Genomic DNA, 16,037 nt, shown 5'->3' with positions numbered 1-16,037 from the left:
CCCGTCCGCCACTCGTCAGCGAAGCAGCAAGCTGCTTCCTGTTACCGTTCGACTTGCATGTGTTAGGCCTGCCGCCAGCGTTCAATCTGAGCCATGATCAAACTCTTCAATTTAAAAGTTTGATGCTCAATGAATTAAACTTCGTAATGAATTACGTGTTCACTCGTTGAGACTTGGTATTCATTTAGTGTCCGAAGACATTAAGAATCCATGTCACTTTGAGTGCCCACACAGATTGTCTGATAAATTGTTAAAGAGCAGTGCCGCTTCGTTTTCGCTGCGGCGCGGGGTGTGCATATTACGCTTTCCCGCTTCAGAGTCAAGCGTTTGTTTTGCTTTTCTCTGCTGACCCGGCGGCTTGCGTGCCGTTGTTCCGTGTCAGTGGAGGCGCATTATAGGGAGTTCTTCTGAAGTGACAAGAGGAAATTTAAAAAAAGTTTCTGACCGTGTTTTTTTTCACCAAAAGCGATGAGATCCAGCTACAAATTGTTCTATTTGATGTATCTGCAACCACAATCACACCTGAGATGGCATAATTAACCGCATCAATATTTAAGGAATAAAAGCGATGCCATTAAGCGCACAACAGCTGGCAGCTCAAAAAAACCTGTCCTATGTGCTGGCAGAGAAACTGGCGCAGCTGATCTTAGCGGGTAAATATGCTCCAGGTAGCATCCTGCCCAGCGAGATGGAGCTGGGAGAGCAGTTTGGCGTTAGCCGTACCGCCGTTCGCGAAGCGGTAAAAACTTTAACGGCAAAAGGGATGGTGCTTCCACGCCCGCGCATTGGCACCCGCGTTATGCCTCAGGGAAACTGGAACTTTCTCGATCAGGAGTTACTCACCTGGTGGATGACCGAAGATAACTTTAATCAGGTCGTCGATCACTTTCTGGTCATGCGCAGCAGTCTTGAGCCTCAGGCCTGCCTGCTTGCCGCCACGCTCGGCACAGCAGAGCAAAAAGCGCAGCTCAATACTTTGATGGAAGAGATGGTGGATCTGAAAAAGCACTTTAACCGCGAGCGCTGGATAGCGGTCGATATGGCCTGGCATGAACATATCTATAATATGAGCGGAAATCCTTTCCTGACCTCCTTTGCTTCTTTATTCCATTCTGTGTACCACACTTACTTTACCTCTATCACGCAGGATGAGGTGGTGAAGCTGGATCTGCATCAGGCGATAGTCGATGCCATTCAGGAGAGCGACGGGCAGCGAGCCCTGAGTGCGTGCCAGGCGTTGCTGGCCGCGCCAACCCACCAGCAGGTAAATAAATGACAGAGAAAAAAGCACGCAGTATGGCCGGACTGCCGTGGATTGCAGCCATGGCGTTCTTTATGCAGGCACTGGATGCCACTATCCTCAATACCGCCCTTCCCGCCATAGCCCAAAGCCTTAACCGCTCCCCGCTGGCGATGCAATCCGCCATCATCAGCTACACCCTGACGGTGGCGATGCTTATTCCGGTCAGCGGCTGGCTGGCCGATCGTTTCGGCACACGCAAAGTGTTCATGCTGGCGGTGACGCTGTTCACGCTCGGTTCTCTGGCTTGCGCCCTCTCCACCTCTCTGACGGAACTGGTTATCTTCCGCGTTCTACAGGGGATAGGCGGCGCGATGATGATGCCCGTCGCGCGTCTGGCGTTATTACGCGCCTATCCGCGCAGCGAACTGCTCCCGGTGCTCAACTTTGTGACTATGCCGGGGCTGGTCGGCCCGATACTTGGCCCGGTTCTCGGCGGCGTACTGGTGACCTGGGCTAGCTGGCACTGGATCTTCCTGATTAATATTCCGATTGGTGTGGCAGGGCTGATTTATGCCCGCAAATATATGCCGAACTTCACCACGCCAAGACGCAGCTTCGATATGGGTGGTTTCTTCCTGTTTGGCCTGAGCCTGGTCCTGTTCTCCAGCGGGATGGAGCTGTTTGGCGAGAAAATCGTAGCGACGTGGCTGGCGCTGGCCGTCATCCTCAGCGGTATTCTGCTGTTCCTTCTATATATACGTCATGCGCGTCGCCATCCGACACCGCTTATCTCTTTATCTCTGTTTAACACCCGAACGTTCTCCGTCGGGATCGCGGGCAATATTGCCTCGCGTCTGGGCACGGGCTGCGTACCGTTCCTGATGCCGCTGATGCTCCAGGTCGGTTTCGGCTATCCGGCCCTGATTGCTGGCTGCATGATGGCACCCACGGCGATGGGCTCAATTCTGGCAAAATCGACGGTCACGCAGGTGCTGCGCTGGTTTGGCTATCGTAAGACGCTGGTTGGCGTGACGATCTTTATCGGATTGATGATTGCGCAGTTCTCCCTGCAATCTGCGGCGTTACCAATCTGGATGCTGATCCTGCCGCTGTTTGTGCTGGGTATGGCCATGTCGACGCAGTTTACGTCGATGAACACCATCACCCTTGCGGACCTCACCGACGAGAATGCCAGCAGCGGCAACAGCGTACTGGCGGTCACTCAACAGCTGTCGATCAGCCTCGGGGTTGCCGTGAGCGCGGCGGTACTGCGGTTTTATGAAGGGTTCGAGGGAACTAATACCGTTGAGCAGTTCCACTATACCTTTATCACTATGGGCGCGCTTACCGTGGTATCGGCGGTGGTCTTTATGTTGTTAAAACCAAAAGACGGCCGGAACCTGATTAAAGAGCGTCACAAAGAGAAGGCTAAACCGAACCGCGTTCCATCAGAACAGGAGTAAGCTGCAAACGTTGCTGTTGCAGCGTGGGCTGGGCCATGCGGTGGATCAACACATCGATGGCCAGCTCGCCCAGTTCATCCTTCGGCTGATGGATGGTGGTCAGTGGGGGCGTCATGTAGCGCGCCAGTTCGATATCATCGTAACCGACGATCGCCATGTCGTCCGGAACACGTAATCCCGCCTGATACAGCGCCTGATAAGCTCCGAATGCCATCGCATCGTTACCGATAAACACCGCCTGCGGACGCGGCTCTTGCGCCAGCAGTTTCTGCATTGCTTCAAATCCACCGTTAAATTCGAAATCGCCGGTGATGCGATAGCCATCAGGAATGGCAAGCCCCGCCCGTTCCATGGCCGAAAGATAGCCTTCCAGACGCAGGCGCGCCGGGGTTTTATCCAGCGGGCCGGTAATACAGGCAATGCGGGTATGACCTTTATCGATCAGATGCTGAGTCGCCATATCGCCGCCCAGCAGCGAGTTATCCTGGATCAGATCGCTGGTGCCGTCGAACGGCGCCCAGTCCATCATCACCGTGGGAATAGAAGGGTAACGCTGGATGATCTCTTTCGAAGGTTGATGCGTTTCGGTACAGAGCAGCAGCAGCCCGTCGACGCGTTTTTGCATCAGCGTTTCCAGGTTACGGTTCATGCGCTGCTCATCGCCTTCGGTATTGCACAGCACCAGGCTGTAGCCGCGCTCGAAGCAGCTGCGCTCCACGCCGCGCACCAGTTCAGAATAAAAAGGGTTGGTACTGGCCGTGATCAGCATGCCGATGGTGCGCGTCTGGTTGAGCTTCAGGCTGCGGGCCAGCGCAGACGGCGCATAGTTGAGTTCTTTAATTGCAGCGTCAACTTTCTCCCGAATCGCCTCGCTGACGAAGCGATCGTTATTGATTACGTGGGAGACAGTCGAGGTAGAAACGCCCGCCATACGGGCGACATCTTTCATTGTGGCCAAGCGTTACCCCTGCTGACTTAAGAATTCATCAATCTCTTTACGCCATGGAACAGAAGGCTGAGCGCCTTTACGCGTCACCGCAATAGCAGCGGCGGCATGCGCGAAGCGGATCGCGTCATCCATTGCTTTTCCTTCCAGCAGCGCCGTTACCAGTGCACCGTTGAAGGTGTCTCCTGCGGCGATGGTATCAATGGCTTTGACCTTAAAGCCCGGTACGCGACGGCCTTCGCCATTGACGCTAGCCCACACCCCACGGCTGCCGAGGGTGATGATTACGGTGCCGATGCCTTTTTCATGCAGTGCAAGCGCGGCACGCGCGGCATCGTCATCATTTTCGACACGGATACCCGTCAGCTTTTCCGCTTCGGTTTCGTTCGGGGTGATGATATCCACCAGCGCCAGCAGCTCGTCTGATAATACACGGGCAGGCGCAGGGTTAAGTACGACAGACGTATGATTTTCATGCGCAATTTTCGCGGCGGCCAGCACGCTTTCAACCGGTGACTCCAGCTGCATCAGCAGGGCTTCCGCTCCGGCGATGATTCCACGCTGCGCTTCGACGCGTTCAGTCGTTAACGCGGCATTAGCCCCCGCATGAATACCGATGACATTCTCACCTTCCGCATTGACGAAAATCAGCGCCACGCCGGTAGATTCCCCTGCAACCACGCTGACGGGTGCAATGTCGATGTTGTCGCTTGCCAGCTGTTTGCGTACGCGCTCGCCGGTATCGTCATCACCCGTACAGGCGATAAACGCGATATTCGCCCCGCTGCGTCCGGCGGCAACAGCCTGGTTTGCGCCCTTACCGCCGAACGCCACCTGATACTGATTGCCAGTGACGGTTTCGCCCGGAGCGGGGAACGTTTCAAGGTTAAGAATGTGATCGGCATTGATACTGCCAAGGACGACGAGGTTGCCTGCGGTTTTCATGTATTGAGGTGTCCATCTGAGAGCGCCACCGGTATTACCCGGTGGCGTATGCCACACTTTTCTTTTATTTGGTGTCCCTCAGGCAGCCAGCGACTGCCTGAATCGCCTTTACTGCTTAATGACCAGTTTCAGGTCAACAGGATATTTGGCCTGAACTTTTTCGCCCTTCAGCACTTTATCGGCAGTTTGCACGCCAGTCGCGCCAATCTGCTCAGGCAGCTGAGCGATGGTCGCAGCCAGTTTGCCATCATTTACTGCTTTTTCACCATCCGGCGTGCCGTCAAATCCGACAACCATCACATCTGATTTACCCGCAGTCTGGAGCGCACGCAGCGCGCCCAGCGCCATTTCGTCGTTCTGTGCGAATACCGCCTGCACATCAGGATGCGCGGTCAGCAGGTTCTGCATGACGTTCAGGCCCTTTGTACGGTCGAAGTCTGCCGGCTGGCTCGCCAGCACGTTGAATTTGTGCGCCGCTACAGCCTGCTGGAAGCCTTCACCACGTTCACGGGCTGCGGAAGTCCCGGCGATACCCTGCAACTCGATCACTTTCGCGCCTTCACCTGCTTTCTTCGCGATGTAGTCACCGGCGATTTTACCGCCCAGTACGTTATCAGACGCAATGTGGCTGACCACATCCCCTTTCGTTGCCTGACGGTCAAGGGTGATGACCGGGATCTTCGCCTGGTTTGCCATCTTCACGGCGTTACCGACCGCGTCGGAATCGGTTGGGTTGATCAGCAGGATTTTGGTACCACGAACGGTTAAGTCCTGAACGTTAGCCAGCTCTTTCGCCGGGTTGTTCTGAGAATCCAGCACCACCAGGTTGTAGCCCAGTTTATCTGCTTCTTTCTGCGCGCCATCCTTCAGAGAGACGAAGAACGGGTTGTTCAGGGTAGAGACAACCAGCGCGATGGTGTCCTTCGCCATGGCGTTAGCACTTACGGTTGCGCTCAGCGCGACAGCAGAAACCAGGGTAGCCAGTTTTTTCATGTTCATATCTAAGATGTCCTGTAGTGTCGTCAGTTACTGTTTTTTGTTGTCTACCAGTACCGCCAGCAAAATCACCACTGCCTTAACGATCATCTGGTAATAGGAGGAAACACCTAACAAATTCAAACCATTATTCAGGAAACCGAGGATCAGTGCGCCGATCAATGTCCCAACAATACGACCTTTACCACCCGCAAGGCTCGTACCGCCCAGAACCACTGCCGCGATGGCATCCAGCTCATAGCCCGTACCCGCCGTTGGCTGCGCGGAGGAGAGGCGCGCCACTTCGATGATGCCCGCCAGAGACGCCAGCAGGCCGCACAGGGAGTAAACGATAATTTTGACTTTATTAACGCTGATACCGGACAGGCGCGTTGCCGCTTCGTTACCGCCCAGCGCATAGATATAACGACCCAGACGGGTATGGTGCAGCATGTACCATGCCGCCAGGAAGACGATAGCCATGATCCAGACCGGGGTCGGGACACCCAGCGGGCGACCGATACCGAACCAGCCAAACAGATCGGCGTTATCGGTAAAACCGGTATTAATCGGGCTACCGTTGGTGTACACCATGGTCACACCGCGCAGCAGCAGCATCATCACCAGCGTGGCGATGAATGCCTGAACGCGACCTTTCGCCACAATCACGCCGGTTACGGCGCCAATTGCCGCACCTGCCGCCAGGGCAGCGGCAACGGCCACCAGCGCGTTGACCTCAATACCAACAATCGACGCGGCGATCGCGCCGGTGAGGGCCAGCAGGGAACCGACGGACAGATCGATACCCGAGGTCAAAATCACCAGCGTCATCCCCACCGCCATAATGGCGTTGACGGAGGTCTGCTGAAGAATGTTGAACAGGTTATTGACGGTAAAAAAGTTGGGGCTCATGGTCGAGACAATCGCGATCAGCACCAGCAGGGCAATCAGCGATTTTTGTTCCATCAGCCATGCCTTTGTGAAATAGCGGCGACCAGAAACAGCCTGGGTAGTCATCTTCTTACTCCTGATTCACGCGATTAAGCTTGCCCACAGCGGCAGCCATCAGAACTTCCTGGGTGGCCTGCTCGCGAGTGAATTCACCGCCGAGATGCCCTTCATGCATGACGATAATGCGATCGCTCATGCCTAATACCTCTGGCATCTCGGAAGAGACCAGAATGATGCTCAGACCGTCGGCCTTGAACTGGTTAATCAGCTGATATATCTCTTTCTTCGCGCCCACGTCCACGCCGCGGGTAGGTTCATCCAGGATCAACACTTTTGGGCGCGTCATCAGCCCGCGGGCAATCGCCACTTTCTGCTGATTCCCGCCGGACAACAGGCCAATCGCCTGCTCCATCGATGGGGTTTTAACGTTAAAGAGACGGATAAAATCGCTGACCGCCTGCTGCTCATCTTTGTGTTTCAGGCTGCCGCCGCTGCGGCTGAAATAGCCTAGCGCCGTCAGGGACATGTTCTCTTTCACCGACATGCCCAGCACTAAGCCGTCGCGCTTACGGTCTTCGGAAATATAGACAATGCCGTTCGCCAGGCCATCCTGCGGCGAGCGGGTGACCACCTCATGGCCGTCAAGGGTAACGTAGCCGCTGGTGCGCGGCAGTGCGCCATAGAGCACTTTCATCAGTTCGGTGCGCCCCGCGCCCATCAGGCCCGCGACGCCAAGGATCTCGCCCTTGCGCAGAGTAAAGGAGACGTCATTCACGCCCGGCCCGCAGAGGTTATCCACCTTCAGGCGGATTTCTCCCGGCGCTTTCTCCAGATGCGGATACTGATCTTCAAGCTTACGTCCCACCATCATTTCAATCAGGGTATCTTCGGTCAGGGTTGCCACTTCGCGCTCGGCAATAAACTGCCCGTCGCGAAAGACGGTGACGTCGTCGCAGATCTCGAAGATCTCTTTCATGCGGTGTGAGATATAGACAATGCCGCGGCCCTGGGATTTCAGCTCACGGATCACGCGGAACAGGGATTCGGTTTCGGTATCGGTCAGGGCGTCGGTCGGTTCATCCATAATGATGACCTTCGACTCGAAGCTCAGCACCTTCGCGATTTCCACCATCTGCTGATCGCCGATGGAAAGGTCGCCCACCAGTCGGTCGCTCTTAAAGCGCAGATTCAGCTTCGCCAGCAGTTTGTCAGCTTCGGCATACATGGTTTTCCAGTCGATTTTGCCAAACCGGTTCACGAACTCACGGCCGAGGAAGATGTTCTCCGCAATGGTGAGCTGCGGGATCAGGTTCAACTCCTGGTGGATGATGCCGATGCCCGCTTCCTGAGAGGATTTCGGGCCGTTAAAGGTGGTCTCTTTACCCAGCCACAGCAGCGAACCGGCATCGCGTTGGTAGATACCGGTCAGCACTTTCATCATGGTGGATTTGCCGGCGCCGTTTTCGCCCACCAGCGCCATGACGCGCCCGGAATAGACGTTCAGCGCCGCACCGGAGAGGGCTTTTACGCCCGGGAACGACTTATCGATCCCTTTGAGTTGCAGTAATACGTCCATGATGGCCTCAGAAGGTGACGCCAGCACAGAGAATGATATTCGCATACGGGGAGCACTCCCCGCTGCGAATCACCGCCTGACTGTCTGCGGTTTGTTGTTTGAACTGCTCGTGCGTTGTGTAACGAATTTCTATGGTGTTTCCCTGGTGCTGTTGCAGTTGCTCAATGTGGCTGAGCAACGTTTCGTGGAGTTGCGGATTATGTTGTTTGATTTCCGCCGCGAGAATGGCCGCCTCAACCTGCATCTCCGCGGTGACCACTTCCAGTACCTGCATGAACGAGGGTACGCCCTGCGTTAACGCCATATCGATACGGGTTGTGCTGCGCGGAACCGGTAAGCCTGCATCGCAAACCACCAGCGTATCGGTATGCCCAAGACGGGAAATCACCGATGAGATTTCTGAGTTGAGTACTGTGCCTTTCTTCATTTTTTGCTCCACTAGCGAAACGTTTCGCTAAAAACAGTGTAGCCGCAGAAGTGTTCAGAAAACCATCATGACGTAACGGATTTGTGATCAACGTCGAAACGTTTCGCTAAGTGAAATGCAATAGAGGAAAATTGCCCGGCGGCGCTACGCTTGCGCGGGCCTACGGGTCTGGTAGGCCGGGTAAGCGCAGCGCCACCCGGCATATTCAGAAGGGTTAAATCTCGACCTGCGTCCCCAGCTCAATCACGCGGTTAGGCGGGATCTCAAACTGGTCAGGCGCACGCAGGGCGTTACGTTGCAGAATGAGATACAGCTTGCCGCGCAGGCGCAGATACCATGGGCGCTTGCCGATGATCAGCGACTCGTGGGACATAAAGAACGACGTCTCCATCATGCGGCAACTCAGGCCTTCCAGACCGCAGCGGTGGAACACCTCTTCCACGTTCGGCGTTTCGCGCCAGCCGTAGCTTGCCACCACGCGCCAGAAGGTTGGGGACAGCTGTTCAATCTGTACGCGACGCACGTTGTGAACGTACGGCGCATCTTCGGTACGCAGCGTCAGCAGGATCACGCGTTCGTGCAGCACTTTGTTGTGCTTGAGGTTATGCATCAGCGCAAACGGGATCACGTTCAGCGCGCGAGACATATACACCGCTGTGCCCGGCACGCGCACCGGTGGGGATTTCTCCAGCGAGGCGATCATCGCCTCCAGAGAGTTACCGTGCTCGTGCATACGACGCAGCAGGCGGAAACGTTCGCTCTTCCACGTCGTCATCACAATAAACATCACCAGACCCAGCGTCAGCGGCAGCCAGCCACCAGAGACAATCTTGTCGAGGTTCGCAGAGAACAGCGGCACGTCGATGCAGAGGAAGCCAACCAGGATCAGCCCCACGAGGAACTTATTCCAGTGCCAGTTACGGTACGCCACGGTAGTGGAGAGAATAGAGGTCAACACCATCGTTCCGGTTACCGCGATACCGTACGCCGCCGCCAGATTACTGGAGTGCTCAAAGCTGACGATAACAATCACCACCGCGAAATAGAGCAGCCAGTTGACGAAGGGAATGTAGATCTGGCCAGACTCCATCTCCGAGGTATGGATAATGCGCATTGGGGAGAGATATCCCAGACGCACGGCCTGACGCGTCAGGGAGAATACGCCGGAAATGACAGCCTGAGAGGCAATGACCGTCGCCAGCGTCGCCAGGATCAGCATCGGAACCAGCGCCCAGTCCGGCGCCAGCAGGAAGAACGGGTTTTTAATCGCTTCAGGGTGTGCAAGCAGCAGAGCGCCCTGACCGAAGTAATTCAGCACCAGTGAAGGCAAGACCACGCTAAACCAGGCGACGCGAATAGGGAGTTTCCCGAAGTGGCCCATATCCGCATACAGCGCTTCAACACCGGTAATGGACAGCACCACCGCGCCCAGCGCCACAAACGACACCACTTTATATTCAAGGAAGAAATGCACCGCCCACATTGGGTTCAGCGCGTGCAGGACATCCGGGTTGGCGATAATACTGCGTAAGCCCAGCGCCGCCAGGATCAGGAACCAGGCCAGCATAATAGGCGCGAACAGCTTACCCACCAGCCCGGTACCGTGTTTTTGTATGGCAAACAGCAACGTCAGCACGATAATAGCGAGTGGCACCACCCACGTATCAAGCTGTGGCGCGACAATCTCCAGCCCCTCTATGGCCGACATTACAGAAATCGCCGGCGTAATCACGACTTCTCCATAGAAGAAGCTGCCGCCAATCAGGCCGATGATGACCAGCACGGAGGTCATTCTTGCAGACGTATTGCGCCCGGCAAGGGACATCAGGGTCAGAATACCGCCCTCGCCCGCGTTATCAGCCCGCATTACGAAAGAGAGATACTTAAGGGAGACCACCAGGATCAGCAGCCAGAAGATGAGCGAGAGGAAACCAAATACGGCGTCACGCTCTACACCAAAACCAAACTGACCGGACAGACATTCACGAAGCGTATAAAGCGGGCTGGTGCCGATATCACCGTAGACAACCCCGATCGCCGCAAGCGTTACAGCGGGTAATGATTGCTTATTATCAGTGCTCATAGACTAGTCTTTTCGTTTGAATAACAAATGTGTGCTTAGTCCCTTGGCCCACAAAAAGCGCACAGTATGCACGATTCAATGCAAAATCGTACCCCTAAATGCAGCCGCATTAATGTAGCGCAAAGAAAATAGCGCCGCACTTCAGCCTATTACCAGGCCAGACCGAAACGTCTATACTCGCTTCAATTAGCCGCCACGACGGCGAAAGGATGCAAAACTATTATGGCTCACTCACATTTATTAGCAGAAAGAATTTCCCGCCTCAGCAGTGCGCTGGAGAAAGGCCTTTACGAGCGTAGCCACGCCATTCGCCTCTGTTTACTGGCGGCGCTGAGTGGGGAAAGCGTATTTCTGCTGGGCCCGCCGGGCATTGCCAAAAGTCTGATCGCACGCCGCCTCAAATTCGCTTTCCAGAACGCGCGCGCATTCGAGTATTTGATGACTCGCTTCTCCACGCCGGAAGAAGTTTTCGGCCCACTCTCCATTCAGGCGTTAAAAGATGAGGGACGCTATGAACGTCTGACGGCGGGCTATCTTCCGGAAGCGGAAATCGTCTTTCTTGATGAGATCTGGAAAGCCGGCCCGGCCATACTGAATACCCTGCTGACGGCAATTAACGAACGCCGCTTCCGCAACGGCGCCAGCGAAGAGAAGATCCCCATGCGCCTGCTTGTGGCCGCGTCAAACGAACTGCCCGAAGCCGACAGCAGCCTGGAAGCGCTGTATGACCGTATGCTGATCCGCCTATGGCTGGATAAAGTCCAGGATAAATCAAACTTCCGTTCCATGCTGGTAAGCCAGCAGGATGAAAACGAAAACCCGGTGGCAGCGTCATTGCAGGTCACGGACGAGGAATACCACCAGTGGCAGGAGGAGATCGGCAAGATAAAACTGCCCGATCCCGTTTTTGAGCTGATCTTTATGCTGCGCCAGCAGCTTGATTTGCTGCCTTCCGCGCCGTACGTCTCCGATCGTCGCTGGAAAAAAGCCATTCGCCTGCTCCAGGCAAGCGCGCTGTTTAGCGGCCGCGATGCTGTCGCCCCAATCGATCTGATCCTGCTGAAAGACTGCCTGTGGCACGACGCAGAAGGGATGAATCTGATGCAACAGCAGCTGGACGTTTTGATGACCGGACACGCGTGGGGTCAACAGTCGATGCTTAATCAACTGGGCGCGATTGCCCAACGTCGCCTTCAGCTCCAGCAGCAGCAAAGTGACAAAACCGCGCTGAAGGTGAACCGTCTTGGCGGGATGTTTGCCCGTAAACCGCACTATGAACTGCCCGCCGGGCTGACTGACGCCTCGCTCACGCTTCTTCTTCAGCAACCGCTGAAGCTTCATGATATGCAGGTTGTGCACGTGACGATCGAACGCGTTGCGCTGGTTCAGTGGCTGGATAAAGGCGGTGAGATCCGCGGTAAACTCAACGGTATCGGCTTTGCACAGCCGCTGTCGATGGAAGTCGACAGCAGCCAGCACCTTGTGATCCGCGACGTCAGCCTTCAGGGATCGCGCCTGGCGCTGCCGGGCACGGCCTCCGATACTGTTCCGGAGGAGATCAAACAGCAGCTCGACGCGCTGGATAACGAATGGCATCAGCAGCACACGCGCTTCAGCGAACAGCAGAAATGCCTCTTTATCCATAGCGACTGGTTAGGTCGCATTGAAGCCAGCTTGCAGGATGTCAGCGCGCAGATCAAACAGGCGCGTCAATGCTAACGCTGGACACGCTTAACGTCATGCTGGCGGTTAGCGAGGAAGGGTTGATCGAAGAGGTCGTCATTACCCTGCTCGCTTCACCGCAGCTGGCGGCCTTCTTTGAAAAATTCCCGAAGCTCCGAAAAGCAATGACGGACGATCTGCCCCGCTGGCGCGATAACCTGCGACAGCGGTTTAAGGAGACGGAAGTCCCGCCGGAACTGACAGAGGAAGTGGCTGGTTACCAGCAGTGCCAGCGGCTTTCAACACCGCAGTTTATTGCCCAGCTACAGCAAACCCTGACGCTGCTTGATAACGTTCACTCCCCGTTTGCCAGCCAGGCCAGAGCGCTGGTCACGGACAACCCCAGCTTTACTCCCGCCCTGCATACGCTGTTTTTACAGCGCTGGCGTCTGAGCCTTGTGGTCCAGGCCACGGCCCTTAATCAGCAGTTGCTGGACGAAGAGCGCGAACAGTTGCTCAGTGAAGTCCAGGAGCGAATGACCCTGAGCGGCCAGTTAGAACAGGTGCTGGTGGAGAATGAAAACGCCGCCGGTCGACTCTGGGATATGAGTGCCGGCCAGTTAAAGCGGGGCGATTATCAGCTGATCGTGAAGTACGGCGACTTTCTGGCACAACAGCCGGAGCTGATGAAGCTCGCAGAACAGCTCGGCCGTTCCCGGGAGGCCCGGTCGGTCCCAAAGAAAGATGCGCCGATGGAGACCTTTCGTACGCTGGTACGTGAACCCTCCACCGTACCGGAGCAGGTGGACGGGCTACAGCAAAGCGATGACATCCTGCGCCTGCTGCCTACGGAACTCAGCACGCTGGGCATGACCGAACTGGAGTATGAGTTTTATCGTCGGCTGGTGGAAAAACAGCTCATTACCTATCGACTGCATGGCGAAGCCTGGCGCGAGAAGATCAGCCAGCGTCCGGTGGTGCACCAGGATTTTGATGAGCAACCGCGCGGCCCATTTATTGTTTGCGTCGATACGTCCGGATCGATGGGGGGCTTTAATGAACAGTGTGCAAAAGCGTTCTGCCTGGCCCTGATGCGCGTGGCGCTCGCCGATCGTCGTCGCTGCTACATCATGCTCTTTTCCAGCGAAGTTGTTGGGTATGAACTGACCAGCCCACAGGGGCTGGAGCAGGCGATCCGCTTTTTAAGCCAGCGCTTTCGCGGCGGCACCGATCTGGCCAGCTGTTTTCGCAGCATCATTGAGCGCATGCAGGGCGGAGACTGGTACGACGCGGATGCGGTGGTGATTTCCGATTTTATCGCCCAGCGGCTGCCGGACGACGTCGTGAATAAAGTGAAGGAGATGCAGCGCGTGCACCAGCACCGTTTCCATGCCGTGGCGATGTCTGCACATGGAAAACCCGGCATCATGCGCATCTTCGATCACATCTGGCGCTTTGATACCGGGTTGCGTAGCCGCCTGCTCAGACGCTGGCGACGTTAATTAAAGAAGAGAACCGACGCTCTCACGTACCTGCTGCGGCCAGACCCCACACTGTACCTGACCAATGTGAGAGAGTTGCAGCAGCAGCATGGTCAGACGAGACTGGCCAATACCACCGCCGATGGTCTGCGGCATTTCACCGCGCAGCAGTGCCTGGTGCCACTCCAGTTGCAGACGATCTTCATCACCGGTCACGACCAGCTGACGCTTCAGTGCTTCAGCATCCACGCGGATCCCCATCGAAGAGAGTTCAAACGCATCTTCCAGAACCGGGTTCCAGACCAGAATATCGCCGTTCAGACCGGCATATTCGCTTTCGCCCACGGTGCTCCAGTCATCGTAATCCGGCGCACGGACGTCGTGACGTTTACCATCAGACAATTTCCCGCCAATGCCGATAAGGAATACCGCGCCCAGCTCTTTGGCGATCGCGCGTTCACGGCCTTTGGCATCCAGATCCGGGAAACGGCTCAGCAATTCCTGACTGTGAACAAAGTGGATCGTTTCCGGCAGGAACGGTGCCAGACAAAACTCTTTGCTCACGGCCGCTTCGGTTGCTTTGATCCCGGCGTAGATCGCCTCAACAGTGGATTTCAGCGTACCGACGTGACGCTCGCCATCTCCCATTACGCGCTCCCAGTCCCACTGGTCAACGTAGACAGAGTGAATCGGGGAAAGGCGGTCTTCATCGGGGCGAAGGGCTTTCATGTGCGTGTAAAGCCCTTCGCCCGCGCTGAAGTCGTGTTGTCCCAGGGTTTGACGCTTCCACTTCGCCAGGGAATGAACCACTTCGAACTGGGCGTCTGGCAGTGTTTTCACTTTTACCTGTACCGCTTTTTCGCAACCAGACAAGTTATCCTGCGTCCCGTCACCCACGCGGCTCAGAATCGGCGCCTGAACTTCAATAAGGCCAAGCTTCTCTTCCAGCTGGCGGGAAAAATGGGATTTTACGAAACTGATCTGGCGTTGTTTTGCGATGTAAGCGGTTTTCATTATTTATACTCCTGCGTCCTGTTGATACTGATTAAGCAACAGAACAGGCGCTTAATTCAATAACCCATCAACAAAAAGCCGCCTTCACTTTTGATTCGTTAAAATAAGACGCTAGAATAGAGGGAATCATTAATCTTCATAAGAAAAACCTATGGAAAATTATCAGATCGACAATCTGGACCGCGGCATTCTGGAAGCGCTAATGGCCAACGCACGCACCGCGTATGCCGAACTGGCGAAACAATTTGGCGTCAGCCCGGGGACCATTCACGTTCGCGTCGAGAAAATGAAGCAGGCCGGGATCATCACCGGCGCACGCATTGATGTCAGCCCGAAGCAACTTGGCTACGACGTCTGCTGCTTCATTGGCATTATTCTGAAAAGCGCCAAAGATTACCCCTCCGCGCTGGAGAAACTGAACGCGCTGGATGAAGTCACCGAGGCGTACTACACCACCGGGCACTACAGTATCTTTATAAAGGTGATGTGCCGATCCATTGACGCCCTCCAGCAGGTACTTATCAACAAGATCCAAACAATCGATGAAATTCAGTCCACTGAAACCCTGATCTCCCTGCAAAACCCGATCATGCGTACTATCCGCCCGTGATCGGGCAATTTCATTCCCACATTTTCCACAGGTAGATCCCAGCTCGTTCACAGCGTACAATGGCCGCCTCTTTATCTGAGCGAGCGATCAATGGCGGACATTACTCTTATCAGCGGCAGCACCCTGGGCGGTGCGGAATATGTAGCGGAACATCTGGCTGAGAAGCTGGAAGACGCGGGCTTTTCTACACAAACACTGCACGGACCGCTGCTGGAAGATCTCCTGACTGACGGGGTCTGGCTGCTGATCACCTCCACGCACGGCGCGGGCGATCTGCCGGATAACCTGCAACCTTTATATGACGAACTGCTGGAACAACAGCCCGATCTGTCAAACGTCCGGTTTGGCGCTGTGGGGATCGGCAGCCGTGAATATGACACTTTCTGTGGCGCCATAGAGAAAGTAGAAGCTGCGGTGACCGCCTGCGGAGCAAAACAGCTGGGTGAAACGCTAAAGATCAACATCCTCGATCATGATATTCCCGAAGATCCAGCCGAGATCTGGCTCGCGGAATGGAAAAATTTACTCAAAAACGATTAAAGATCGTGCGATCAGATGTGGATAACTCTGGTTAAAAGCTCGTATTAAGCCGTAGTTATCCAAAGAACAACGTTGGTTTAGTTTTTGACCTGTGTATAAAGTGGCGATCTGATCCCAGCTT

14 protein-coding genes are annotated in these 16,037 nt (G+C 55.3%); 6 read left to right on the top strand and 8 right to left on the bottom strand.

What is annotated here, in order from left to right; all coding sequences use genetic code 11:
* Nucleotides 1-568: 568 nt before the first annotated feature.
* Nucleotides 569-1,276 carry a FadR/GntR family transcriptional regulator gene (locus SK62_RS21255; protein WP_047718288.1) on the top strand — a complete coding sequence of 236 codons (708 nt, stop codon included), beginning with the start codon at nt 569-571 and terminating at the stop codon, nt 1,274-1,276.
* Nucleotides 1,273-2,706 (top strand): multidrug transporter subunit MdtD, encoded by a 1,434-nt coding sequence (gene mdtD, locus SK62_RS21250; RefSeq protein ID WP_015570156.1) that lies wholly within the window; start codon nt 1,273-1,275, stop codon nt 2,704-2,706. Before SK62_RS21255 ends, mdtD begins: the two co-directional genes overlap by 4 nt.
* Here the strand turns inward: mdtD and rbsR are convergent.
* The 7 genes from rbsR to kup form a co-directional block, all read right to left on the bottom strand.
* Nucleotides 2,672-3,664: a ribose operon transcriptional repressor RbsR gene (gene rbsR / locus SK62_RS21245; RefSeq protein WP_003862402.1), complete on the bottom strand. Its 993-nt coding sequence runs from the start codon at nt 3,662-3,664 to the stop codon at nt 2,672-2,674. The genes mdtD and rbsR overlap by 35 nt on opposite strands.
* Before the next feature lie 3 nt (nt 3,665-3,667).
* Nucleotides 3,668-4,597: a ribokinase gene (gene rbsK, locus SK62_RS21240; RefSeq protein WP_040118255.1), complete on the bottom strand. Its 930-nt coding sequence runs from the start codon at nt 4,595-4,597 to the stop codon at nt 3,668-3,670.
* Nucleotides 4,598-4,705: 108 nt separating this feature from the next.
* Nucleotides 4,706-5,596: a ribose ABC transporter substrate-binding protein RbsB gene (rbsB, locus tag SK62_RS21235; RefSeq protein WP_003862397.1), complete on the bottom strand. Its 891-nt coding sequence runs from the start codon at nt 5,594-5,596 to the stop codon at nt 4,706-4,708.
* Between the two features lie 27 nt (nt 5,597-5,623).
* Complete coding sequence (gene rbsC / locus SK62_RS21230; protein ID WP_003862395.1) at nt 5,624-6,589, bottom strand: ribose ABC transporter permease; 966 nt, start codon at nt 6,587-6,589, stop codon at nt 5,624-5,626.
* 4 nt (nt 6,590-6,593) lie between these two features.
* Complete coding sequence (gene rbsA, locus SK62_RS21225; protein WP_017383711.1) at nt 6,594-8,099, bottom strand: ribose ABC transporter ATP-binding protein RbsA; 1,506 nt, start codon at nt 8,097-8,099, stop codon at nt 6,594-6,596.
* Between the two features lie 7 nt (nt 8,100-8,106).
* Nucleotides 8,107-8,526, bottom strand: a complete 420-nt coding sequence (gene rbsD / locus SK62_RS21220; RefSeq protein ID WP_003862392.1) for a D-ribose pyranase — start codon at nt 8,524-8,526, stop codon at nt 8,107-8,109.
* A 214-nt stretch (nt 8,527-8,740) separates the two neighbouring features.
* On the bottom strand, nt 8,741-10,609 hold the full coding sequence (kup, locus tag SK62_RS21215; RefSeq protein WP_006808744.1) for a low affinity potassium transporter Kup: 1,869 nt from the start codon (nt 10,607-10,609) through the stop codon (nt 8,741-8,743).
* 222 nt (nt 10,610-10,831) lie between these two features.
* Between kup and ravA the strand changes: the two genes are divergently transcribed.
* The gene (gene ravA, locus SK62_RS21210; protein WP_003862389.1) at nt 10,832-12,328 is read left to right on the top strand and encodes an ATPase RavA; all 1,497 of its coding nucleotides are present in this window, start codon (nt 10,832-10,834) and stop codon (nt 12,326-12,328) included.
* Entirely contained in the window at nt 12,322-13,773 is a 1,452-nt protein-coding gene (gene viaA, locus SK62_RS21205; protein WP_015570153.1) for an ATPase RavA stimulator ViaA, read from the top strand. Before ravA ends, viaA begins: the two co-directional genes overlap by 7 nt.
* Here viaA and asnA read toward each other — a convergent pair whose 3' ends face one another.
* Entirely contained in the window at nt 13,774-14,766 is a 993-nt protein-coding gene (gene asnA, locus SK62_RS21200) for an aspartate--ammonia ligase (protein ID WP_048249869.1), read from the bottom strand.
* Between the two features lie 151 nt (nt 14,767-14,917).
* On the opposite strand from asnA, the gene asnC reads away from it, so the two are divergent.
* A complete protein-coding gene (gene asnC, locus SK62_RS21195; protein ID WP_003862383.1) occupies nt 14,918-15,376 on the top strand; it encodes a transcriptional regulator AsnC in 459 nt (152 codons plus the stop codon).
* Nucleotides 15,377-15,466: 90 nt separating this feature from the next.
* Nucleotides 15,467-15,916 carry an FMN-binding protein MioC gene (gene mioC / locus SK62_RS21190; RefSeq protein ID WP_047718290.1) on the top strand — a complete coding sequence of 150 codons (450 nt, stop codon included), beginning with the start codon at nt 15,467-15,469 and terminating at the stop codon, nt 15,914-15,916.
* The last annotated feature ends 121 nt before the right edge of the window (nt 15,917-16,037 follow it).

It is taken from the genome of Enterobacter sp. BIDMC109 (genome assembly GCF_001037885.1).
In the GTDB taxonomy this organism is placed as follows: Bacteria; Pseudomonadota; Gammaproteobacteria; order Enterobacterales; family Enterobacteriaceae; genus Enterobacter; species Enterobacter hormaechei_C.
Note: the sequence above shows the minus strand (reverse complement) of the source record. Positions and strands in the feature narration are given on the sequence as shown.